At 70.1% G+C, this 22,582-nt stretch carries 16 protein-coding genes, 2 tRNA genes and 3 pseudogenes; 12 read left to right on the forward strand and 9 right to left on the reverse strand.

The features are described from left to right. The first annotated feature begins 517 nt into the window (after positions 1-517). Positions 518-608: transfer RNA gene (locus tag RM779_RS12535), tRNA-His, on the forward strand. 607 nt (positions 609-1,215) lie between these two features. Here RM779_RS12535 and RM779_RS33670 read toward each other — a convergent pair. From RM779_RS33670 to RM779_RS12545, 3 genes and pseudogenes are all read right to left on the reverse strand, one after another. Next, a pseudogene (locus tag RM779_RS33670) lies at positions 1,216-2,049 on the reverse strand (M20 family metallopeptidase); the annotation flags it as partial. 40 nt (positions 2,050-2,089) lie between these two features. After that, positions 2,090-2,878 (reverse strand): XRE family transcriptional regulator, encoded by a 789-nt coding sequence (locus tag RM779_RS12540; protein WP_311617771.1) that lies wholly within the window; start codon positions 2,876-2,878, stop codon positions 2,090-2,092. A 38-nt stretch (positions 2,879-2,916) separates the two neighbouring features. After that, on the reverse strand, positions 2,917-3,447 hold the full coding sequence (locus tag RM779_RS12545) for a hypothetical protein (RefSeq protein ID WP_311617772.1): 531 nt from the start codon (positions 3,445-3,447) through the stop codon (positions 2,917-2,919). 103 nt (positions 3,448-3,550) lie between these two features. Between RM779_RS12545 and RM779_RS33675 the strand changes: the two are divergent. Beyond that, positions 3,551-4,057 (forward strand): annotated as a pseudogene (locus RM779_RS33675) (hypothetical protein); the annotation flags it as partial. A 171-nt stretch (positions 4,058-4,228) separates the two neighbouring features. On the opposite strand, the gene RM779_RS12550 reads toward RM779_RS33675, so the two are convergent. Continuing rightward, on the reverse strand, positions 4,229-4,792 hold the full coding sequence (locus RM779_RS12550; protein WP_311617773.1) for a DinB family protein: 564 nt from the start codon (positions 4,790-4,792) through the stop codon (positions 4,229-4,231). Between the two features lie 261 nt (positions 4,793-5,053). Here RM779_RS12550 and RM779_RS33870 point away from each other — a divergent pair. From RM779_RS33870 to RM779_RS12565, 3 genes and pseudogenes are all read left to right on the forward strand, one after another. After that, a pseudogene (locus tag RM779_RS33870) lies at positions 5,054-5,211 on the forward strand (IS110 family transposase); the annotation flags it as partial. Positions 5,212-6,038: 827 nt separating this feature from the next. After that, positions 6,039-6,136 (forward strand) — tRNA-His (locus tag RM779_RS12560). 557 nt (positions 6,137-6,693) lie between these two features. Next, positions 6,694-6,951 carry a hypothetical protein gene (locus tag RM779_RS12565; protein ID WP_311617774.1) on the forward strand — a complete coding sequence of 86 codons (258 nt, stop codon included), beginning with the start codon at positions 6,694-6,696 and terminating at the stop codon, positions 6,949-6,951. 907 nt (positions 6,952-7,858) lie between these two features. Here the strand turns inward: RM779_RS12565 and RM779_RS12570 are convergent. Genes RM779_RS12570 through RM779_RS12590 form a run of 5 tightly spaced genes read right to left on the reverse strand, consistent with a single transcriptional unit; the run spans position 7,859 to position 16,164 of the window. Beyond that, entirely contained in the window at positions 7,859-9,244 is a 1,386-nt protein-coding gene (locus RM779_RS12570; protein WP_311617775.1) for a DUF6177 family protein, read from the reverse strand. Then, entirely contained in the window at positions 9,241-13,326 is a 4,086-nt protein-coding gene (gene eccCa, locus RM779_RS12575; protein ID WP_311617776.1) for a type VII secretion protein EccCa, read from the reverse strand. Before eccCa ends, RM779_RS12570 begins: the two co-directional genes overlap by 4 nt. After that, positions 13,323-14,447, reverse strand: coding sequence for a nucleotide-binding protein (locus RM779_RS12580; protein WP_311617777.1), 1,125 nt, complete (start codon positions 14,445-14,447; stop codon positions 13,323-13,325). Before RM779_RS12580 ends, eccCa begins: the two co-directional genes overlap by 4 nt. Before the next feature lie 47 nt (positions 14,448-14,494). Continuing rightward, complete coding sequence (eccD, locus tag RM779_RS12585) at positions 14,495-15,883, reverse strand: type VII secretion integral membrane protein EccD (RefSeq protein ID WP_311617778.1); 1,389 nt, start codon at positions 15,881-15,883, stop codon at positions 14,495-14,497. Further along, entirely contained in the window at positions 15,880-16,164 is a 285-nt protein-coding gene (locus RM779_RS12590; RefSeq protein ID WP_311617779.1) for a hypothetical protein, read from the reverse strand. The genes eccD and RM779_RS12590 overlap by 4 nt, the downstream gene beginning before the upstream one ends. Before the next feature lie 268 nt (positions 16,165-16,432). On the opposite strand from RM779_RS12590, the gene RM779_RS12595 reads away from it, so the two are divergent. From RM779_RS12595 to RM779_RS12625, 7 genes are all read left to right on the forward strand, one after another. Further along, on the forward strand, positions 16,433-16,756 hold the full coding sequence (locus RM779_RS12595) for a hypothetical protein (protein ID WP_077063321.1): 324 nt from the start codon (positions 16,433-16,435) through the stop codon (positions 16,754-16,756). An 18-nt stretch (positions 16,757-16,774) separates the two neighbouring features. Continuing rightward, a complete protein-coding gene (locus RM779_RS12600; RefSeq protein WP_077059630.1) occupies positions 16,775-17,086 on the forward strand; it encodes a pore-forming ESAT-6 family protein in 312 nt (103 codons plus the stop codon). A gap of 43 nt (positions 17,087-17,129) precedes the next feature. Further along, complete coding sequence (locus tag RM779_RS12605) at positions 17,130-17,525, forward strand: DUF6507 family protein (RefSeq protein ID WP_311617780.1); 396 nt, start codon at positions 17,130-17,132, stop codon at positions 17,523-17,525. Next, on the forward strand, positions 17,515-19,968 hold the full coding sequence (locus tag RM779_RS12610; protein WP_311617781.1) for a hypothetical protein: 2,454 nt from the start codon (positions 17,515-17,517) through the stop codon (positions 19,966-19,968). Before RM779_RS12605 ends, RM779_RS12610 begins: the two co-directional genes overlap by 11 nt. Before the next feature lie 88 nt (positions 19,969-20,056). Beyond that, the gene (locus RM779_RS12615; protein WP_311617782.1) at positions 20,057-20,851 is read left to right on the forward strand and encodes an immunity 49 family protein; all 795 of its coding nucleotides are present in this window, start codon (positions 20,057-20,059) and stop codon (positions 20,849-20,851) included. A gap of 635 nt (positions 20,852-21,486) precedes the next feature. Next, a complete protein-coding gene (locus RM779_RS12620) occupies positions 21,487-21,729 on the forward strand; it encodes a hypothetical protein (RefSeq protein ID WP_311617783.1) in 243 nt (80 codons plus the stop codon). An 81-nt stretch (positions 21,730-21,810) separates the two neighbouring features. Beyond that, positions 21,811-22,464, forward strand: coding sequence for a hypothetical protein (locus RM779_RS12625; RefSeq protein WP_311617784.1), 654 nt, complete (start codon positions 21,811-21,813; stop codon positions 22,462-22,464). Positions 22,465-22,582 lie beyond the last annotated feature (118 nt).

Raw genomic sequence — 22,582 nt, forward strand, 5'->3', positions numbered from 1 at the left:
GATGTACATCACGCTACCGCCAAGCCCCTCCGGACGCCCAGAGCAGACACCCGATCGGGGTGGGGCCAAATCAAAATGTCGGACTCAATTTGAAGCCCGTGGAACGTCCACAAAGGCACCGGGTGGAGCCCAATCAACTTGCCCGAGTGGAGCCCAACAGACTTGCCACAGACAGGGGAGCAGGCCACTTCCGCGCACTGCTGGCCACGCGCGGGGAACAGCCCCGCGGGTGCGGGGAGCAGGGCACGTGACCTGCGACGTTATCGGCAGGGGACCGAGTTTTTACTTGCTTCTTGAGATCCAGGCTCATGGGGCAAATTAGGCATAAGGCCTATCTCTTGCGGGTGGATGTGGTGCTGTTCTCTGTACGTCCTCTCGATGTTCTCGGATCGCGCAGAGGGGCGTCTGGGGCGTCGGGTTGGGTCGTCTGGGTCCTCCCGGCGGGAGCGGCGGGGCAATGCCTGCGGGAGTCTCGGTGGGTGCTGGCTGTGGGGTATTTGTGGGGTGGCGGGCGCCAGGAGGCGGGTAATGCCTGGTCAGGGGCTTGTGTTGGGCAGGCTGTGAGTCTGCCGGCTCAGCCTTCCCGGGTTCGAATCCTGGCGCCGCCACTCTCGACGAACGGTCTCTGACCTGCGGAAACGCGGGCAGGGGCCGTTTCCGTTTCCTCGAACACCTCGCGGGCGTGATGCGCCTTGTGTTCCACTTTGCCCCGCTGGGTCCGCCTGCTGACCAGCGTGTGTAGGGCGCTGATGCTCGTGCCCCGCTGCCGAGTGCGGTGGGGGCGGTGCGCGGTGTTCTCGTCCGTACATAGCGCCGCGCCGTGGTGTTCAGGGGGGTGGGGCGTTGGTGAGGAGGGTGAGGAGGGTGGTGTGGTAGGTGGCTTGGATGGTGGGGAGGGTGGCGGTGCGGATGCGTTCGTTGGTGGCGTGGAGGCCGGTGTAGTCGGGGCCGAAGCCTGCGGTGGCGGGGATGTTGAGGCCGGCGAGGTAGTTGCCGATGTTGGAGGGGCCGGCGATCTTCGGTTGTGGGTGGAGGCCGTGTTGGTGGGCGGCGTTGAGGAGGGCGGTGCGGAGGGGGGGAGTGTTCGGGCAGGGCGTAGGGCGGCCAGCGGGTGTGGGTGTCGATGTGGGTGGGAGGTGTGGCGGGCCAGGCGTGGTCGGTTCGTTCGGCGGCGGTGGTCAGCAACTCGTGTGCGGCTGCGTCGTCGAAGGTGGGGGTGGTGCGGATGTCGATGTTGAGGGTGCACACGTCGGGCGTGACGGAGTAGCCCTGCCCGGCGGTGATGGCGGTGACGGTGACCTTGCCGGGCTGCGGGAAGTGGTCGTCCGGGGCGGGGAGTTGTGTGGCGTGGAGGGCCTGGATGAGGTGGGTGGCTTTGTCGATGGCGTTGGGGGTGGCCTTGCTGCCGCCGGAGTGGGAGGAGACTCCGCGCACATGGACCCGGGCCCGGTGGACGCCTCGGCCGCCGATGACGACGTGGTCGGTTCCGGGGTATCCGATCATGACTCCGGCGACGTCGGTGGGGGCGTCGGGTCCCTGGAAGTAGCGTTTGGCGCCGCCGAATCCGCCGGTGTGCTCGTCGAGGTCGAACAGCAGGACCAGGGTGCCGTGCAGGTGGTCGGTGTGGTGTGTGAGGCGGGTGGCGAGGTGGCAGAAGAGGGCGATGGCGGCTTTGGAGTCGCTGCTGCCTCTGCCCCAGAGCCAGCCGTCGGCGAGGTGGCCGGAGGTGGGTGGGTGGGTCCAGGTGGTTTCGTCGCCGTAGGGCGCGGTGTCCAGGCAGGCGTCCAGGACCCAGCGCGGTCCGGGGTGCGTGCCGGTGACTTCGGCGGTGACGGCGACGGGGGTGCCGGATGCGTCGTTCAGGATGCGGGGGGTGAGGCCGTGGTCGCGCATCCAGGTGCTGAGCGTGGTGATGATGGGGTCGTGGGGGTCGATGCCGGCGCGGCTGGGGATGCGTACGAGGGATTGGGTGAGGGCGAGGACGCTGTCCAGGTCGTCCTTGGCCTGGGCAAGGAGGGCGTGGGCGTCCGGCGGGGCCGTGTGGTTCATGAGGAGGTGTCCTGCTTTCGCTGGCCTGGGACGGGGCGGGTCAGCTGGTCGAGGGCGTCGCGTGTTTCGACGCGGTGGGCGGCGGCGTAGCACTGGCGGGCGTGGTCGATGAGCCTCCCCCAGCCTGGCGGCTGGGAGGTGCCCCCATGGCCGCGTGCGTGGCGAGCAGGACACCGGAGTCGAAGGCGTAGGCGGAGGTCAGGGAGGGGATCGGGGTCACGGCGGCGGTTTCGGAGGCGACGAAGAACCGTTCCGGGCTGTCTCGTTCGGCGGGGATCACGCCCAGGTGAAGGGTTTTGAGGCCGAGGCTGCGGTCGTCGGGGTCGCGCAGGGCCAGCAGGCGGGTGAGGTGGGCGGTGAGTTCGGTGTTGCGTGGCGGGCCGAACAGGACGCGGTAGTGGATCAGTTCGGGCCGTTCGGCGAGGACGGTCTCGATGGTCTCCAGATAGGCGGTGTCGCGGGAACGGGAGCCGGTCATCGCCAGGTATCGCTGCGCGCCGCGGACCACCGTCGTCATGGCCCGACGCAGTTCGCGGTGTCCGGCCAGGAGGGCGGGGGCTTGGTCGGCCGCGGTAAGTGGGAGGTCCTGGTGGGCGAAGAGCACATCGGGTGCCTGGCCGTAGTACTGGGAGAGGAGAGTGCGGTAGCGGATGCTGGTGGTGTGCCGGCCGCGTTCCCATCCGGAAAGCATGCTGGGCGTCACCCCGCTCGACCCGCCCCGGGAGGTGCGGTCCAGGTCGGCGCACACCCGTTCCAGGGTGGCGGGGACGGCCAGGCGGGCTCGCCGCAGTGGGCTGTCGGTGGTGCTCGGGCGGTGGGGTAACGGCATGGCGCGCTGCTCTCCTTGCCCTCTTCTGGTGAACGGTGTCAGCCGACCGGGGCGGGGTGCGGGAGCGTCAATTGCCGAAGGGGAGGGCCGGCGGTGAGCTGGGCGCAGATATCGGCCCACTGCGGGGTGCGGGAGATGAGGGTATAGCCCTGCGGGGGGTGGAAGGCGCCGAGCATGCTGGTGAGTTGGCCGGCCGTGAAGCCTTCGTATTCGCGGACGCCTCGGATGGGCAGGGCGAAGCCGGTTTCCAGGTCGCCCAGGTACGCGTGCACGGAGGCGCCGTTCCCGGGACGGGCTTGTTCGGCGATCGCGGCGATCCGTTCGGGGGAATCGACGACGGCGGGCGCGAGGTCGATGACGGCCGTGAGCCGGGACGCCGGAGCGGTCAGATACACGTACCACGTGACCGCGCGGCCACGGGGGAAACGACGGCGGAACTCGTGCGTCTTCAACCCCTGCCAGATCAGGTCGTAGTACTCCGGGTTGAGCGACATCAGCACCGGCTCGGGCGGCTCGGGCGGCTCGGGCGGCTCGGGCGGCACGTCGGGGGCGTCGAACAGTGCGTCCACCGGGCTCCTTCGGTCCACCTGTCGGTTGCTGTGGCGCGGCGCGGCGCGGAATGCGCGGTGACCCACTGTAGCGGCAGATCACCCCTGTGTGTCCGCCCGTGGTATGCGGCGGCCGGTGAACAGCGGGTGGCAACGGCATGGGCAGACGCGTGCGCAAGCGGTGAGCTGGGCTGTCCGCCGCAGGGTGAGGACCCTGAGTGCAGAAGCAACTACCTATCGTCAGGAGCTGGTTGTGTGTGCGTTTCCTGTTCCGCGTCTGATCGGGTTTCCACGCGCGTCGTCCCCGGCCGAGCGCCGCACGCTGCTGACCCCGGCCACCGCGCGGACCATGACGGCGGACGGGCTGGCCGTGCTCGCCGAACGGGGCATCGGCGCCGGGATCGGGGTCTCCGACGCCGAACTGGTCGCGGCCGGGGTCCGGTTCGCCCCGGCCGACGAGGTGTGGGGCACGCCGCTGGTGCTGCGACACAAGAGCCCCGACCCCGATGACGTGCGATGCCTGGCCCCGCGGCAGGCGATCGCCGCCCTTTTCCAGGCCGAGGGCGACCCCGCGCTCCTGTCCGCGTTGACGGACGCGCGCGTGACGGCCTACAGCTTCGAATTCCTCACCGAACACGGCCGGTTCCCCCTGGCCTCGGCCGGCGGGGCCATCGCGGGAATCCAGGTGGTGCACGCCGGGGCGGCGGCACTTCAGCACCCGGCGGGCCGCAGCGTGCTGCTGGGCGGCGTGCCCGGTGCTCAACCGGCGCGCGCTCGAGCTCTTACGCTGACAGATGGTCAGTCATATTCGGCGCGGTACGGCTCCGTCCTGCCAGCGGTAGAGGTCGCGCAGCAGGGAAATCTCGGCGCCGTGATGAATCAGCTCCCTGTTGACGTGCAGGACTCTGTTCTCCATGGGAAACCGCTCGGGACCCACCGTGGGCGGATTGTCCAGGTCAGCGTCCGAGAGCTCGCGGACCCCGGCGTTCCATCTCCCATACATCTCATCGAGCTGTTTGAGCGCCTCGTCAGCGGTCCCCGCGTAGGCGAATGCCTGGGACTCGAGGTCCTGGCCGCCGAAGTGCCATCCGACCCGATAGCCCAGGCAGGAGACGATGATGTGCGCCAGCCGCCAGGCAATCGTGGTCACCGGCGCAGGCACCGGGGCAGGGGATGCGAAGTCCATCGTCCATTCCCCCGGACCTTCCGACATCGGTGCGGCCGACGTGCCACGTGGGCGGATGCTCCAGCAGCCGCGCACCGGCTCCCAGAAGTACTCCTCGTCGGTAAGACCCTCCAGCCGTGGCCGCAGGTTCTTGCTCCAGTACCAGTCCAACTGGTCCGCGAGTCGCTCGCTTCTTGCCATTTCCGCACACTACATACAACGGAGACCTGGCTGCGCCCCTCGCGGACGCCGTCGCCGGCCGTGGGCCGCGAGACGTACCGCACCGGGAGATGACGCTGGGGCCTGATGTGCCCTTCGGGTCGCGCCGCCGCGAGCGGCTCAGCCTCGACCGATGGCATGACGGATGATCAAGACCGCAGACTCCCGCCCGAGATCAGCATGACTATCCCGAGCGAGCGCCACGCCAGAGCCTCCGACCTGCATGTTCGAAGATGGCTAAGACTCATTGCCGATCAGGCACGCATGCGCCAGGACCTTGGGCTCCTGCGGCACGAGCCGTCGACCTGCGCACCCTGACCGCCCGCCGCCTCGATCTGGTCAACGACCGGACCCGTCAGACCAACCGGCTGCCGGCTCAACTGCGCGAGTTCCGCCCAGCGGGTATCGCCTGGTCAAGGCCGCTCTTGCGGACCGTTTTTGCGAGCAGGACCGAACCGGCCTGCGTGACGACCTGGCGGCCGTTGCCCTCGACACGCACGCGGGGTTAGGAACCGATACGCTCTCTCACCTGGGAAGTGCTCTTCCCTCGCAGCCAACAGGACCCTCAGCAAGTCCTATCGTTGCAGGTCAAGGGTGCTTTCCGCGTTTCTGATCACCCCCTGGACAGCCCACCTCTTGAAAGCCCGAGGCTAACGGCGTCTCGCGGAACGACACGTCCACGCCGATGCTGCAGACCCGCTCCCGGCGTGCCTCCGTCCGTTCCCCGAAACGCTACGCTCGCCCCGGCGTCGGCGTGGTCGCCCGGCATGTCACCGAGCCTGGGCCGCCGCTTGTCGCAGGGCATCCGGCTGGTCTCGAACTCGGCAAGGAGGGTGGAGCGCATGGATTTCCGACCGGTTGCGCGTTCCTCGGGGGCCGGAACAACCCCGCGGGCGCGGGGAGCAGAGGTCTTGACCTGCGGATTTACTGGCAGGGGGAGCTGATTTTGCTCACTTCATGCGGCGCGGGCATATGGTTAATAGCGGCCATTTCTCTTGCTGCCGTACTGGGGAAGTTGGTCTCCCGGTCTGGCGTGCTGCCGGAGAGGCGCGCCTACCACGATAGGTGCCCAGCGGTGCAGGCAGGCGGTGGCCCTTGCCGGGTGTGGGGTGCGCTCCTCCGAATCGTAAGTTGGGAGCCGGGTGATCGGCGTACTCCTTCGAGATGGCCTCGTGGCGGGTGGTTGCTCGATGGGCTCCGGGGGCTGTGCGGCATCTGTGGGGTGGTGGGCGCCAGGAGGGGGATTACGCCTGGTCAGGGGCTTGTGTGGGGCAGACTGTGAATCTGCCGGCTCAGCCTTCCCAGGTTCGAATCCTGGCGCCGCCACTCTCAACGAACGGCCTCTGAGCTGCGGGAACGCGGCCAGGGGCCGAGCTTCTCTCTGCGGTGCCTGCTCGGCGAATAAGACCCTTATATTCCGGTTCGTCCGCGTGATCTCGCTTGCTGGCCAGCGTGTGTGGGGCAGAGGGGGGGCGCTGAGCGGGTCACGGACTTAGCGATGTCACGCCCGGTGCAGGTGGGTCGTCGGAAGGAGAGCAGAGCACGGCCCGGGATGAACGGTGCATGGTGCGTGTCGTCGCGGCGGCAGTCCGCTCGGAGAGCAGCCGGCTCGTAGGGGGGCTGCACGCGGTGCCCCGTTCCGCATGTTCGTGGACATCCGTCCAAGGCCGCACGTCGGTCCAGGAGACCTCACTGCCGCGGCGCTCCGCGGTTAGTAGGCCGTGTCGTTTGGATCACCGCGACCGCGGCATCGGCTGCAGCGCCTCGTCGCGTGGTCGCCAGAAGCAACCCTTCCGGGTGTGTGGTGGTCTTACCGGGCGTCGTGTTCAGGGGGTCAGCCTCTGTCGACTCGAATGGGTAACCGACTGGTAAGGGTGCTGTCCATGGAACTCGATCCCGACCTCTGCCTGGACGTTCCGGAGGGCTTCGACGATACGGACGCCGAGACTCAGGTGCATCCCATGGCCAGGAAGCTGTTCCCCGCCACAACTGCCGCGGAAGCATTCAGGAAAGCCCATGAGTGGGTGAGAGAACACAAAGTCTTCCTGGCAGATGTTTCATGGGACTTCATGCACGACGAGGACGAGCCCTACATGCTGAGCATCTATTTCACGTTCGAGCTGGACCCCGAAGATACCTGACAGCGGCCGGCAGTTCAGAGAAGTCGCCACCACGTTCTCCTGTGCCGATCAACGCGAAGCACGACCATCCATTATGGACGGAGCCGCTCGTCTTACAGTTCCGACGGAAGCTGTGGCGGCGGCTTGCAGGTGCGGGGTACCGGGCGTTGGAAGGGGGCGCGGAGGTGTGCGGTCGAGGTGGCAGTCGACTCGGGGGAGGCGGTAGGCGGGGTCTCCGGAACGTTGAGGCGCCGCCGAGGTGTTGGGCGGTCGCGTGGCGGCGGGTGGTGGTGCCCAGGCGGGTGCGGGGGAGGTCGGTGCCCGGGGTGCGGGCATCGCTGGTCAGCAGGGGCCGCCAGGCAGGCGGCAGCGTCCCCAACAGGGAACAACCCCGTGGGTGCGGGGAGCAGAGGTGTGACCTGCGGTTCAGCTGGATAGGGGGCTGACTTTGCTTACTTTACGAAACTCGGGCATGCGACTTTAGCTGCCATTTCCCTCGTTTCTTCTTGCGGGGAAGCCTGGTCGTCCCGTAATGCTGTGCTGCCAAAGTCGCTGAGTCTTCCAAGGTAGACGCAAGGAATGAGTCGGCCGGGCGGCGCGCCCCTGATGTGGGCGCGGGGCGTCTTCCTTCGACGGCGAGCTGGGCGTCGCGTAATCAGCATCTTTTTCCGTCTGGAGCGGTGTGGCCCAAGGGAGGCTCGCCGCCCGGTGGTCGCCGCGAGCCTGTAGGGAATCCATGGAGTAGCGGCGCCAGGAGGCGTAAGCGCCTGGTAAGGGGATTTTGTTGGGTAGACCGTAGATCCTCGTGGTCGTCTGCCTGGGCGGTATCGGCCCGCGGCGCCTCGTTCGCTGTTGTGCGGCGGGGTTTGTATTCCACAGTGTTCGGCCGGGTCGTTGCGCGAGACAGGGAGACGGCGCTGTCGGATGGCTATGTGTCGTGGGGAGAGGGCTGGTTACGGATGGTTCGGGTGAGGCGTTCCAGGCCGGGCCAGCCGGTTTCGGTGAGGGGGTAGTACCAGCCGGCTCGGGTGGTGGGGCCGAGTTGGGTGGCTTGGGGGAGGCCGGTGGGGTGGGCTTCTTCGGGGCCGAGGACGAATGCCAGGGGGGCGGGTGGGCCTTCGAGCCAGGGTGGGACGGTCAGGTCGGGGCGGGCGCGGCGCTGTTGGGCGAGGAGGGAGACCAGGCCGTGGCGGGTGACGAGTTCTTCGGCGAGGTCGGGGAGGGTGTCCAGGGGCGGCCGAACGTCCGGGGGGTAGCCGAGGGCGAGGGTGATGTGCTCCTCGACGCCGCCGGTGGTGCGGCTGACGCGGATCGTGGCGATGGCGGGGTGCTCCGGGTGGCCGACGCTGATCAGTGTGGTGGGCCGGGGGGCGCGTCTGCGGGCCAGGGTGGTGAGGTCGGTGCGGGACCAGGGGAGTCCGGCGGGTTCCGAGGTGCCCCAGCCGGCGGGCGCGGCGCCGGTCAGCTGCTGCCAGGTGGTTTCCAGAGCCCCGCCGAGGACCAGGTCGTGTGCGGCGGGGGCGCGGGTGACGAAGGTGAGCAGGAGCTGCTGTCCGTGGTCGGCTTCCGCGCGGGCGGTGGCGTGGGCGAAGGCGGGTGCGGGACGTTCGCTGCCGGTCGGGGTGAACGTTCCGTCGTGCCAGTGCAGGTCGGCGCCCGACAGGCCGTCGTAGTAGGCGGCGTCGCCGTCGCGGATCACCCAGCGGTTCGGCGTGCCGCGGAGGGCGGCGCGGGTGGGGAGGGTGAGGCGGGTGTGGGCGGGGGTGACGAGGTGGAGGCCGCGTCGGGTGGTGTGGGCGTGGCGCAGTGCCTCGGCGAGCCAGGAGGTGAGCGCGATGACGGGCCGGTCCTGGATAACGGCGGCGGTCTTGTCGGTGAGTATGTCGACGGCGAGGGGTGCGTTCTCGGGGGTGGGGACGGCCGTGAGGCCGGTCACCGGGGCCGCGCCCCCGTTCGGCGCGGTAAAGCCTGGTGGCCACACCTGGCCGCCGAGCAGGTTGGTCAGGCGGGTGGCGATCGTGCCGGCCAGGGCGTGGGCGCCGTCCGCGCCGGTCGCGGCGTGGATCTCGGTCCACCACACGGGTCCTTCGACGCGGATCTCGGGCCCGAGGAGGCGGCGGACTTCGGCTGGCGTGTGCACCAGTATCGGTGCCTCGACCGAGACCAGGGGCCGGCCCAGCGGGTCGGACAACTGGATCACCGCGCCCTCGGCGCGCGCGGTGAACGTGGCGTCGGGGCCGGCGGCGGACAGGCCGGCGACCACGCTCCACGGGTCGGGCATCCGGTCGGTGAGGGCGATGACGTCCGTCGTCACGAGTCGTCGCCTTCCGCCGCGAGCGCGGTCTGGACGAGGCGGTGGCCCCGGCCGCGGCGGACGAACGTTCCGCGTCCGGCCGGTCGGGCCGCGGCATACACGCCGGGGAAGAGTGGGCCTTCGGCGCGGTCGCCCGCCAGGACGAGGCCGGAGGCGCCGGTGTCGCGCAGCGTGGTCAGGAACGGCTCGTACAGCGCGCGGGAGGCGCCGGCGACGCGGCGGGTGACGACGAAGTGCAGGCCGAGGTCCCGGGCGGCGGGGAGGTGGGGCAGGAACGGCTCAAGCGGCTGCTGCCTGGCGGTGACGAGGACGTCGTAGTCGTCGACGAGCACGACGATGCGCGGCCCGGCGGCGAACGTTTCGGGCGGCACGGCGTCCTGCGGCAGGCGTTCGTCCAGGACGCGGGCGATGCCGGCCGAGAGACCGGCCGCGAGTTTGGGGTTGTGCGCGTAGCCGCCGCGGTAGGGCTCGGGCACCGCGTCGTGCAGGCCGCGCCGGGGGTCCATGACGGCGAAGACCAGCTCCTCGTCGTCGTACCGTTCGATGAGGCCCTGGACGACGAGCTTCAGCACGTTCGTCTTGCCGCTTTCGCTGTCCCCCAGGACGAGAAGGTGCTGGTCGGTGTCGAAGAGGTCGAGCGATACGGGCTTCAGCTCGCTCTGGTCCAGGCCGATGGGCACGTGGCGCGGCTCGGCGGCGCGGCCGGGGAGTTGTGCGGCGGGCAGCCGGGTCGGCAGGACCCGGACCGGCGGCGCGGCGGGGCCGCTCCAGGCGGCGGCAACCGCGCGGACGGCACGTTCGCAGGCGGTGCCGAGGTCGTCCAGGGCGGTGCGGGAGTCCAGGCGGGGCAGCGCGGTGTGGGCGAACAGCTTGGCGCCGGTCAGGGCGCGGCCCGGCTCGTCGGCGCCGAGGGTCTGGGCGAGGCGGCGGTCGATGCCGCTGTCGACGGGGTCGTTGAGGCGTAGCTCGACGCGCGTGCCGAACGCGGACTGCGCGCCGATGCGGACGTCGTTCCAGCGGAGCATGCCGGCGACCACGTGGATGCCGTATCCGCTGCCGCGTTTGAGCAGGTCGGCGACGCCCTCGTCCAACTCGGCGAACGTCTCGCGCAGTTCGCCGAAGCCGTCGATGACCAGGACGAGGTCGGTGGGGCCCAGCTCGGTGAGAGCACCGGCGGTCCGCAGCTTGCGCAGGTGGTCGACGGAGTCGACGCCGTGGTCGCGGAACGCGGTCTCGCGCGCGGTGAGCGCGGCGCGGAGCTGGTCGACGGTGCGCGCCGCGCGTTCGCGGTCGGAACGGCCGGCGACGCCGCCGACGTGTGGCAGGCCGGCCATCGTTCGCAGGCCGCCGCCGGCGAGGTCCAGGGCGTAGATGCCGACTTCGTGCGGGGTGTGGGTGCAGGCCAGGGAGAGCATCAGGGTGCGCAGCAGGGTCGTCTTGCCGGACTGCGGGCCGCCGATGACGGCGGCGTGGCCGCCTGACGCGGTGAGGTCGAGCGTCCACTGGCCCTGCCACTGGCGGGAGGGGTCGTCCAGCAGCCCGAGCGGAACGCGCATCGCGCCGCCGTCGCGGCCTTTGCCCAGGGCGAGGGCGCCTGTGGCGGGGGCGGCGGTCCGGTGGGTGAACTGCATGCCGCGCCGTCCGGTGCGCATCGGCCCGGCGACGGCGTCGAGGGCGAGGGCCTCGGGCAGGGGCGGCAGCCAGATCCTGGTTACGGGGGATGCGGCGGCGGCGAGCTGCCCGACCATGGTGGACAGCAGCGTCGGGCCGACGGTCCGGCGGGCGGGCGCGGGGGTTTCCGCGGCGTCCTGGGGCGGCTGCTCCGGGGCCGCCAGCTCGTTGTAGGCGGGGTAGGGGAGGACGGCCGGGCCCTCGTCGGGCTCGGCCTCGCGCGTGGCCGGACCGCTGTGGGGGCCGGAGACGTAGCCGGCCTTGAACCGCTGGTAGGCGCTGGTGTCGACCTTCAGGTAGCCGAAGCCGGGGATCGGCGGCAGGTGGAACGCGTCGGCGGTGTCCAGCACGGTCCGGGACTCCTCGGCGGAGAACGTGCGCAGGCCAAGACGGTAGGACAGGTAGGTGTCCAGGCCCTTCAGCTTGCCGCTCTCGATGCGCTGGCTCGACAGCAGCAGGTGCATGCCGATGGAGCGCCCGATGCGCCCGATGGACAGCAGGAGGTCGACGAAGTCGGGCTTGGCCGTGAGCAGTTCGCCGAACTCGTCGATGACGATGAACAGGTGGGGCAGCGGCGGCAGCCGCGGCTGCCGTTCGCGGGCGGCGGCGTAGGTGGCGATGTCCGGCACGTTGCCCGCGTCCTTGAGGACCTGCTGGCGGCGGGTGACCTCGCCCGCGAGGCTGGCGTGCACCCGCTCGACGAGGCCGGCCCGGTTCTCCAGGTTTGTGATCACTCCGGCGACGTGCGGCAGTTGGGCGAACGGCGCGAACGTGGCGCCGCCCTTGTAGTCCACGAGGACAAGCGCGAGGTCCTCGGGCGGGTGGGTGGCGGCCAGGGCCAGGACCAGCGTGCGCAGCAGCTCGCTCTTGCCGGAGCCGGTCGCCCCGACGCACAGGCCGTGCGGGCCCATGCCCAGCTCGGCGGGCTCCTTGAGGTCGAGCAGCACCGGCTCGTGGTCGTCGCCGAGGCCGATCGGCACGCGCAGGAACGCCTGGTCGCCGCGGCGCGGCGCCCACAGCCGCGCCAGCGGCAGCGCGTCCGGGTCGGTGACGCCGAGTTGCTCGGCGAAGTCCACGGGCCCGGACAGCGGGGTGCCGACGGCGGCGGACTCGGGGGAGAGCCGCAGTGGCGCCAGCATTCGGGCGATGCCCGCGGCGCCCGCGGCCGTCACCTCGTCCAGGGTGCCGCTGACCGTCACCGGCTGCTCGCCCCGCAGGTCCTCCACGGTGACGACCCGTTCGCCCGACGCGTCGCCGTCGGCGGTCTCGACGGGTCCGATGGGTCCGACGGGTCCGACGGTGATCCGCAGCGCCACCTGCCCCGGCTCCTGGACGCGCTCGGCGACCAGGTGCATCACGGTCACGCCCAGGTCACCGAGCGGCACCGTCTCGTCCGGGCGCGGCAGCTCGGCCGCGGGCCGGCCGTAGCCGTCGCTGATCACCAGGAGCCGGCCGGCCAGGTCCAGGGCGTCCCGGCCGGCGAGGCCGCGGCGGACCTCGACGGCGTAGGAGGAACGGCGCCGCAGGTCCGGCGCGAGGAGGCGGCCGAGCGCGGGCAGGTCGGGCGCGATGCGGCGGGCGCTGACCGGCCCGTCCCACTCCCGCGGATCGAGCGTGTGTGGCAGCCATTTCGCCCAGTCCCAGTCCGCGGCGACGGCCTCGGGCCCCGCGGCCAGCGCGAAAGTGACGTCGTCCGGCGCGTGGCCCACCGCGGCGCAGGTCAGCAGGGTGCGCGCCACCCGCACCACGTCCGCGCGCTCCCCGACGATGCTGATGTCGCCCATGCGGTCAAGCGGCACCGTCAACGGCATCTCGGGGGCGGCGCCGAACCGTTCCTGAATGCCCGCGGCCTCGTTCAGCATGAAGCGGTCGGGCGGGGTGAGCACATCGCCGCCGCGCTGCTCCAGGGCCAGCACGCGCACGGGCACGCGGCCGGTGGCCAGCCGCGGCCGGAGGAAGTCGCGGTCGGTGCGCCGCCGTTCCCACAGCCGTGCCGGGGCGTTCACCAGGTCGTACAGCGCCTCGGGCGCCGGGTCCAGCACCCGCGCCGCCGCGCGGCGCGCGCGGTCCTCGGCGCTCAGCTCGTCCCGCAGCTCCTCCAGATACTCCAGGTACCGTTCGCGCTGGGTGCGGCGGGTGCGCAGCGCCCGGCCGCGCTGGGAGAACAGCAGCCCGACGCCGCCCAGGAGGGCGACCACCAGCACGAGGGCACCGATGACGGCGAACTGGCTGCTGCGCAGCATCGTCATCATCACCACGGAACTCATCACGCCCGCCATCGGAAGCAGCGAGGTGAGCGCCGAATTCGTGTGCCCCTCCGGGAGGTTCGGCGGGGGCTCGATACGGCGCCGCGCCGGCTCGGGCAGGGGGCGGGTGGTCCGGGCCGGGCGGTGGATCTGCCGTGTGCTCATGCCGGCGCCCCGCCGCCGCGCCCGCGGGACATGGCGCGGTTCATGGTCTCGGCGGCCAGGCGGGCCGCCGCCGCGCGGGTGGCCTCGGCCAGCAGCGCGCCGCGTATCTCCCCACCGGCCGCCAGGGAACGGTCGTAGGGCAGCGGCACCACCGTGGCGCCGCCCGCCTCCAGGTAGGCCGCGGCCTTGCGGTCGTTCAGGCCCATGCCGGGGGAGGAACGGGTCAGCGCCACCACGGTCGTCGGGAGCATGCTGCGGTGCAGGCCTGCCATCCAGTCCAGCACCGAACGGGTCGCCGCCGCGCCCTCGGGGGTGGCCGGGGCGACCAGTACGCGGGCCTGCGTCGTGGTCAGCGCGGTGCGCGCGACCTCGGCGGGCAGCGTCTCGCAGTCGACGACGGTGGTGCCGAAGTAGCGGCGCAGCGAGGTCATCACGATGCGATAGGTGTCGATGTCCAGCTCGGCGCCGATGGCCCCCTGACTGCCCGGCAGCAGCCAGCCACCTCCCGGGCCTCCGGAGCTGCCGGTGAACGGCAGGAGATAGCCGGTGACTTCGGTGATGTTCATCGAAGGGTCGACGATGCGGGCCAGGTCCGCGGCCGACCAGCGCACCTGCTCCGCGCCGAGCCGGTGCGGCAGGGTGCCGAGCGCCGGGTCGGCCTCGACGGCCAGGACCGAGTCGGTGCGGTAGTGCGCGAAGGCCAGGGCGAGCAGCGCGGCGACCGTCGTCTTGCCGGCGCCGCCGCGGATGCTCGTCACCGCGATCTGCCGCCCGGTGGTGATGGGCTGCTGGATCGCCCGCGCGGCTGCCGTGGCCTCCGCGGTGTCCCGGGCGGCCGAGGACATCAGCAGCTGCCGAAGGGCGCGCCCGGCCCGCCGGGTGAACGGGTCCCCGCGCCGGGCGGGAACGCTCCCCACGTCGTGCCTGACCACCGGGGCGGAGACCGGCGCGGGCTGCTCCGGGCGGTGTGGTGGCCGTGCCCGAGGTGGCGACGGCCGTGGCTGCGGCGGCTGTGGAGGCTGCTGCGGCTGCTGCTGCGGCGCGGGTTCGGGGGGTGCCGTCGCACCACCCATGTCGCGGAAGGCATCGCGCTGCCAGCCGCCCGGGGTCTCCGCGGACATGAGCTCCTCTCCGTTCCCTCTTGCCGTGCCCTTGTGTCGGCGAGACGTCAGAACGTGTCCAGCAGCCGTCCGTATACGCCGAACGCGCCTACGGCGACCGGTATCAGCGCCAGCACGCCGACCGACTCGACCAGATTCGCCAAGCGCCGCATCCGGGCCCGCACATGATCGGGCGGCCGGACGACGAACAGCGTCAGCGGCAGCGCCGCCAGCACGCCGAGGGCTATCAGCGGCCCGGCGACCGTTCCGTCGCCCCCGTCGCCCGACCGTTCCGCCCACAGCACGACCAGGCGGACGATCAGCGCGGTGCCTGCCAGCAGCAGCGAAACGACCTCGACGGACAGCGGGAACGCCCGCGACCTGGACAGCAGGACCACGGCCAGCAGCGCCGTCACCGTCACCGCCCAGCCGTTCGCCCCGCCCGAGCCCCCTGCCCCGTCGTCGACCGCGAGCCATCCGGCGGCGGCAGCGGAGGCCGCGGTCACCACGGTGGCCAGCGTCAGGCCCCGGTGGGTCGCGGCCAGCGCCGTGTCCACCTGCTGCCTGCTCACCGACGCGCCGCCCGAACGCCGGTCGTCCAGCGCCGTCAGTCCCGAGGCCGTCAGCGCCAGCCGGGGAAGCAGGCCGAGGCCGAGGACCGAGACCACACCCATCACCACACCGACCCGGTACCCCTCGCCCTCGGGCACCAGCGCGATCCCGGCCTCCCAGCCGCCGACGAGCAACACCACGGCCGCCGCGGCTATCAGACCGCCGCGGCCCACCGCCGTGAACACCCCGAGCAGCATCAGCGTCACCACGGCGACCAAGCCCAGCGCGGCGAGTTTCGCGGCGCCGCCCGGGCCAGACCCCGACCCTGACAACGCCCAAGCGCCGGGGCCGCCCAGCGCCCCGCCCAGCACGATGAGCGCCGCCCCCAGCGGCCGGCCGCCCAGCCTCGCGGCCAGGCCACCGAGTGCCGCGCAACCCAACGCCGCGCCGACGAGCCAGCCGCCGACCGCGTCCGCCCCCAGCCACACCCACGCCAGCACCGCCGTCACGACACCCAGCAGCACCGCACCGCCGCCCGCGGTCCACAGCCGACTGGACTCCCCCCAGCGCCAGTCGCGCCGGTCCAAGTCCTCGGCGACCTCGTCGGTGACGTCGTGCACGACGGGCGCGGCCGGTGTCTCCTGCTCGCGGACCAGCCGCAGCACCGCCCCGTCCACGATCCCGGCCGAGGCGAGCGTCTCGTCCTGCGTCAGCACCGCGCCGTCGGACGTCATGAGGCGGCGCAGCAGCGGCACACCGCCCGCCTCTTCCCCCAACAGCCCCAGCAGGTCGGGCAGCAGCTCCCCGACCGGTGCCTCGGAGGGCAGCACCATGTCGATCCTGCGGCGCTCGCCGACGAGCGTCACGCGGTGCAGCAGCCCTGTGCCGCGGGCGGCCGTGCTCACCGCGGCCACGTCCCGAACGGCGGCACGGCGCCCGTGACCGTGACAGCGGCCGGGGCGTCCAGACCGCGGTCGTCCCGATCAGCCATCCGTTCCGATATGAAGGACCAGCCCACGCAGCCCGCGCAGACAACGGCGGCCAGCGCCGCTCCGCCCAGCACCTTCCCCGTGTGCTCGTCCAGGCTCCGGCGGGTCCGCTCCCCGCCGAAGGACAGCGCGTCACGCAGCCGCCTGCGCCGAACGGCGACGGACTCCAGCAACTGGCTGTCGTAGTCACGCGGCACGGGCCACCCCTCCCCTCGGAACGTCCCTCGGAACGCAGTGCTGTCGGCCCCGGCCCCGGCCCCGGCCCGGAGGTCACCCGCCGGACCGCCCACCACCCCTGGGCCACTGCCGAAAACGATAGCGCGCCCCACTGACAGTCACACTGACAGCCACTCGTCCCATCGGTCCTGCGCGGCCGGCGCCGATTGACGAACGCGGGCAGGGGCGCCCAGACTTGGGGCACACACGGACGAATCGGGGAGGGACGCCGTGGGGCAGAAGTTCGACATGGGATCGCAGACGCTGTCGACGCTCACCCAGCAGTCGCAGGGCTCGAGTACCGATCTGGGCGTGCTGATCCAGCGGCTCGTCGCGGCGGCCGAGCCGCTCGAAGGCCGCTTCCGCGGCCAGGGGCGCGTGGCGTTCGACGCGTTCAAGCTGCGTTCCGAGGAGATTTCCCACTCGCTGAACGGCGCCCTGTCCGCGATTCTCGGCGGGCAGTCCGGCATGGACCGCGCCTTCGGCGAGGGCGATCAGGAGACGCAGGCGAACGCGCACCAGGGCATGAGTTCGGCAAACTTCGACGCGGCCCGCTTCCAGGGCCGCGCCTGACGGGCGGGGGGCACGGACATGAACGATGGTCTCGACCGGCGCAGTTACGACACGGACGCCTCCGCGGAGGCCCAGGGCAACCTCCGCGGTGTCATCGAGCAGTTGGAGACGGTGATCGAGGCCCGCAGCGCGCAGGTGCGGCAGGCGATGGCCGACTTCCAGGCCGACGGCGTCTCCGACACCTACCAGGCCGCGGAGCTGCGCTGGACCCAGGCGGCCGACGAAGTCAGGGCGATCATCACCCTGCTGCGGACGACGCTGGAGAACAACGACTCCACGGCGCAGACCACGCTCGCCCGCGCCCGCGCCGCGGTCGAGGCCATCGGCTGAGCATCTCCCCGGGTGGGGTTTGAGGAGGGGGAGGGACAGCACCGTGCCCGATTGGGACATCGAACCGCAGGGCGTCGACCGCGTGCTCGGCCGGGTCGGCGAGACGATCGGCGGTCTCGAACGCTGGGGCCGGCTCTACCAGTTGCACCTCCAGGGCGCCGGGACCTACGCCGGCACTCTGTGGACCAGGGAAGGCGCCCGCCCCAGCGGCGGCCTGGTGGAGGCGGCACTCGCGGAGTTCGCCGCCGGAACGCAAGAGGACGTCCTCTACGTCGCGGCACGCACCGGCGCCTCTGTCAACGGGGCCCACACCGCCGCGATGCACTATCTGCAGGGCGATGTCGACATGGCGAACGACACGCTGCGCGCCGCCCTGGCCGAGCCGGTGATCGACCCGGACCCGGACCCGGACGCGGGCGGTGGCAGCAATGTCCGGTGAGCCGGAGCGCATCGACCCCTCGGGCATCCCCGTCTTCACCGGGCACCTGGACACCCTGGCGGAGAAGTACGCCGCGTTACGGTCGGACGCGGAGGGGATACGCGGCATCGGGCAGGCGGTGGACGATCAGTTCCAGGGCCTGTCCGGGTCCTACCAGGCCCCGGAGGCGGCGGATCTGCTGGCCACGACCACGCCCGTTCGCCAGCGGGCTTGCGCGTTCGCCGACAAGCTGGAGATGGTCGCCCTCGTTCTGGAGATATTCGCGGAGGAGGCCCGGCCTCTGATCGACCGGCTGGACCGGCTTCGCGGGGAGGCCGAGGCGTTCGTCGACGGGATCGGCGACGGCGACGACTGGCGCCACGACGGCGACAAGACCGCCCGCAACAACGAGCTGCTGCGGGAAGTGTCCGTCACTGTCGCCCAGTTCTGGGAAGTCGAACGCCGGGCGGCCAACAACATCACGCTGCTCGTCGACGGCACGACCTGGGTCACCGACGACGGCAGCGGCGGCGCGGGCATGTACGGCCTGAGCGTCGAGGACATGGAACAGGCCGGCGAAACCCCGTGGGGGCGGGCCGTCGAGGAGAAACACCACGCCTGGGAGGTCTGGCATCACGCCAAGAGCTTCGTGTGGGACGGCATCGTCGTCGACGGCATCTGGGGCACCTTGACCGGCATCGGCACGCTCGTCAACCCGTGGAGCGACGACTTCGGCGCGGCCTGGCAAGGGCTCGGGAAACTCGCCACCGGCGTCCTCGTCAGCAGCCCGGCCGGCCTGCCGCTCCTGGGCGCCAACCAACTCCTGCCGGACAACCCCGTCTCCGACTGGATCGACGACAGCGTCGAGGCCCGCGTCGAGATGACCCAGGGCCTGGTGGCCTGGGACACCTGGAGCGAGGACCCGGCCAGGGCCGCCGGGGCGACCACGTTCAACCTGCTCACCCTCGTGGGCACGGCAGGCGCGGGAACGGCCGCCAGCACCGCGGGCGCGGCCGCCCGCGCCGCGCGCATCGCCGGCACGGCGGGCCGCTACCTCGACCCGACGACCCCGCTGATCAATGGCATCAGCGCGGCGGCCGGCTCGCTGCCCCGCCTCAGCGGCCTCACCAGCGGCCTCGCGAACGCCACCACGATCCCGGCCACGCCGCTGCCCGACGGCGCCTACCTCCTCCCCGACGGCTCCCGGCTCCCGGCCGACTTCACCGCCGCGGACCTCCCACCGGGCATCAGCGCACTGGACGTCTCCGACGGCACCGTCGCCATCCCGCGCTCCGACACGCCCGGCCTCGGCGCGGGCGGCGTGATCGACCCGGCCACCGGCAACATCGTCTACCCCGACGGCACCCTCACCCGCCCCGACGGCACAGTCCTCCAGCACGCCGACGAAGCCCCCGGCGAACTCCCCGCCCGCACCGACTCCCCCGAACTCGCAGCCGTAGGCGCCCACAACGGACCGGGAGGTGTGGCCGCGCACCTCGACCAGCCCACCCCGGGCGGAGCCGGTGGCGGCGGCCACATCCCCGGGCAGCGGGGCGGCGACTCGGGAACCGGCGGAGGCGGTGGTGGCCGGTACGGGAACGACGGCTTTGCGGAACCGGACGCGACCACGGTCCGTCAGCAGGTCGAACGGGCCAACACCGACCCGTCATGGTTCGACGAGTACTACCGGTCAGACGGCCACCGCAGGAGCACCGCGGTCGCGGACGAGAACGGCCACATGCTCCCGATCCTTTCACGCGACCCGAACAACCCGGGCCAGTGGATCGCTCGCTCCGACGTCCCCCCGCCCGTCCCACCCAGCTTCATCGGCGACGGCGTCACCGGCAACCGATCCGCCGCCAGCCCCGAGACTGTTGGGCAACTCGACGAAGCGGCCGCAGGCCGCCGCGACGCGATCACGGCCGACCAAGCAGCCGAACTCCGCCTCGCGGAGGCGGAAGCAGCCTATGCCGCCGACCCGACACCGGAAAACCGGGCCCTGCTGAGGGAAGCAGAAGCGACTCACACCCCGGCCCACCGCGAAATGACCGACAGAAGCGAGAACTTCGGGGAAAGCGCTGCCGCGCTCCACGCGATACCGGAGAACTACCCAGGCGCCACGAGAGTGGAGGTAAGCGGCGCCCCGGCCAACGGCACAGCCCAGTTCGACCAGATCTACCGGCGGACGGACGGCGGGTACGTGGTCGTCGAGGCGAAGAGCAGCACGGAAACGCGGCTCGGCGCCCGCGCGCTGCCTGGCGGTAGACGTGTTTCACAGGGCACCCGGAGATATTTCGAAGACATTCTCAGAGAAATGCGCCGTCGAGGTGGTTCAGAAGCGCATCTGGCGGATGAATTGGAATTCGCCCTGCTTGATGGTCGACTGGACTACGTACTGGTCCAGGGTAGGTCTAGTGATACCCTCTACGATGGCTACCATATGAGGCAGTTCGATATCAGTTGACGGAGATGTGCTGGTGACTTTTCGGCTCCCGCGGCATGTTAACGATAAGGTTGGCGACAAGAATTACGCCGAGGCCCTCGGTCGAGGTATGGCGGAGACCATCCGCCGCCTTGAGCAGTCACCGCGCATGTTCAACAGCGCGCTCGGCAAAGCTCTGATGCACGCTGAAGCGAACTGTGCGATCGACCCCAACGCCGAGTTGCTGGAAACATGGGAAGCGGTCGTGACGGCCATGCAGGTGGGCTCGGCGATGTTTGCTACGTCCAACCTCACCGAGGGAAGCGTGCAGTGCCGGATCGGGCACGAGGTGCGGACCCTTCCTGCTACGGGGCCGCAGTACTACTCGGATGCCGGTAACTGGCTGACGGCGTTCTGGCTGGCGATCGTGTGCCGTGAGCAGGACCGTATGACGCAACTGTGCAGCGTGCCGCTCGATGTGCTGCGATCCACGGAAGCGGAGTACGACGAGTACGACGAGTACATCTATCACTGGGTGGACGCGCTTCAGGCGTACTGGCTCCGTCGGCCGGGACTGGCGGAGAAACTGACCAAGGCCATCGAGCTGTCGCACCCGGACATCGCGCGAATCGCCGGCCAGGAACTGATGAACAAGATCCTGTACCAGCCGATCGGTCTCTTCCATCGCTTCGTGCGCCGTGACCATGAAGGCTTCAATCAGGATCTGGCTACGGCTCTCGAACTGCACAAGCAGTACTGGACAGCGAACGAGGAGCGAACGCTCGGCGTCGATTCTCTTGTGGCCTGGGGGCCGTTGGCCGTCGCCTGCCTGGCGTACGACGGCGGGTTTCCTATCGAGGTGGAGTCCGAGTATCTGCCCAAGCACCTGTTGGTGCGCAGCTGGCTGGGCGAGTTCCCCACGTGATTCACACCTTGGAAAGCGAGCAAGGTCGGCTCTGCACCCTCTGCCACGCCACGGTTCCTCGGGTGTGTAGGGACCTTGCGAGCGAGCCGTTCTGCGCCACTTCGTGAACACGTTGTGCAAGATGGGCTGTTGATCACCGAACGTGGATCGCCCAACGGCGGGAGGGGACGGTGCCCGGTGTCGGCCGGTCGCAGCGTCGGTTCGCTCGGGGAACTGGTCGGTTCATCTCGGCCTTCCACGGTGGCAGTTGGGTCTCTGGTGCGTCCGAAGCAGCCGGTAGGAATGAGGGGAACGACCTGAGGTGAGTGACGAGGCCGCGCGCGTGGTGCTTCGGCGGCTGCGGGCCGTTGCGTGGGGGAAGAGCCCTACAAAAGCATTCCACCAGGAATGGGAATCCGAATGGCTGGCCGATGCCGTCTGGCGTGCAGAACCCCAATGCGTGGAACGAGGTGGGTCAGGAAATGCTGGACGAAGTACTTACGAATCCGGATACTGTTGTTCGGCAAGGGTATGGGAGGATCAATGGCCAGTGGCAAGATACGATCGATATGTGACTCCCGGATGGCCGTGGAGCCCGGTTCTCCCTTTCCGGAGATTTTTCAGGGTTCCTTGATTGATGAAGTGTGGTTTGCTCGGTGAAGCGAGTTTATGCGAACAGTGTGATTGAAGTTGTAGATCTCGATGATGTCGCCTCGGGGGAGCGGGCGATTGAGTTTTGTGATCCATCGAATACAGACCTGTGTTTTGCGGTGGTAATTCCGGAGGGGGCGAGCTGGAGTGAGGCTACTGTCAGCCTCGCGCCTCGCTGCCCTGAAATTTCTGTCGCCTTCATGCTGTGGGCCATTGATGTCGCGCGGGAAATTTTCGAAGGAAAATGATCGGGTCGATTCATGCTGTCGGCCGTATGTGGAAGTGGAAGCCTTGCATATATCGCTTAATTTTATTCGCTGGACTAGATTGTGATTACAGTCAGCAGCCACCTCAAGGGCGACTCTGATGGTTTCATTCCGTGGGGATCGGTGGATGAGGTCTCGGGGGAACTTGACCTCACAAAGGGGGCAATCGAACTCGCGGTCAACGATGAGCCGATCATCGACAAACGGTCATGGGATTACATTTTCCCGATGTGGGTGTATTTGGCTGACGCAGTTAGCGCACTCTGCAACAGCGGTGAAGGAGCCTTCTGGTTTCCCGATCAGCCACTCCAGTTGCGGCTTCTGCGGGAGGACGGGAATCTCAATGTCGTGCTGAGCGGAAAAGGGGTGAAACGCGAAGCCATGGCGGGGGAAATTGAGTTTTTGGAGGCCGTTCGGGCGAGGGGGCTAGAATTCTTTGAGGAAACCTGTTCGATTTTCCCGGAAAATCGTGACTCGATCCGTCCGATCCTGCGGCGCCTAGGGGGCGGCCCGTTGCGAGTTGCTACGCGAAATGCCCATTGGGAGGAGCGTGTTTCCCAGCAGCAAGCAGCTGCAATTCGCGCTGCGGAGCAGGCGTGTGGCAGAAGAATGAATCCTTGCGAGCGAGATGGCTTGATCGTTGATATTGCCGGTCGGAGCTTGATATTCCAGGAATTGTTTGAGCGGGCGACTCAGGTGCTTCGAAAGGGTGACTGAGATGCCTTGGGGCCAGAGCTGAGGGGAATCCGGGCAGCCGGACCGCACTAGCGGCGATCAGGGTACGTCGCGAACCTGCCTGGGCTGATGGGGGCGGTGATGAGGGCGGCTTCGCCAT

The sequence above is a fragment of the Streptomyces johnsoniae genome (assembly GCF_031845565.1).
Classification (GTDB): Bacteria; Actinomycetota; Actinomycetes; order Streptomycetales; family Streptomycetaceae; genus Streptomyces; species Streptomyces johnsoniae.

Excerpts from the sequence above, each read along its gene's own strand:
- RM779_RS12540 (WP_311617771.1), bottom strand. The coding sequence starts at position 2,878 with ATGCCGTTACCCCACCGCCCGAGCACCACCGACAGCCCACTGCGGCGA.
- RM779_RS12550 (WP_311617773.1), bottom strand. The coding sequence starts at position 4,792 with ATGGCAAGAAGCGAGCGACTCGCGGACCAGTTGGACTGGTACTGGAGC.
- RM779_RS12565 (WP_311617774.1), top strand. The coding sequence starts at position 6,694 with ATGGAACTCGATCCCGACCTCTGCCTGGACGTTCCGGAGGGCTTCGAC.
- eccCa (WP_311617776.1), bottom strand. The coding sequence starts at position 13,326 with ATGAGCACACGGCAGATCCACCGCCCGGCCCGGACCACCCGCCCCCTG.
- RM779_RS12580 (WP_311617777.1), bottom strand. The coding sequence starts at position 14,447 with ATGTCCGCGGAGACCCCGGGCGGCTGGCAGCGCGATGCCTTCCGCGAC.
- RM779_RS12595 (WP_077063321.1), top strand. The coding sequence starts at position 16,433 with ATGGGATCGCAGACGCTGTCGACGCTCACCCAGCAGTCGCAGGGCTCG.
- RM779_RS12600 (WP_077059630.1), top strand. The coding sequence starts at position 16,775 with ATGAACGATGGTCTCGACCGGCGCAGTTACGACACGGACGCCTCCGCG.
- RM779_RS12610 (WP_311617781.1), top strand. The coding sequence starts at position 17,515 with ATGTCCGGTGAGCCGGAGCGCATCGACCCCTCGGGCATCCCCGTCTTC.
- RM779_RS12615 (WP_311617782.1), top strand. The coding sequence starts at position 20,057 with ATGGCGGAGACCATCCGCCGCCTTGAGCAGTCACCGCGCATGTTCAAC.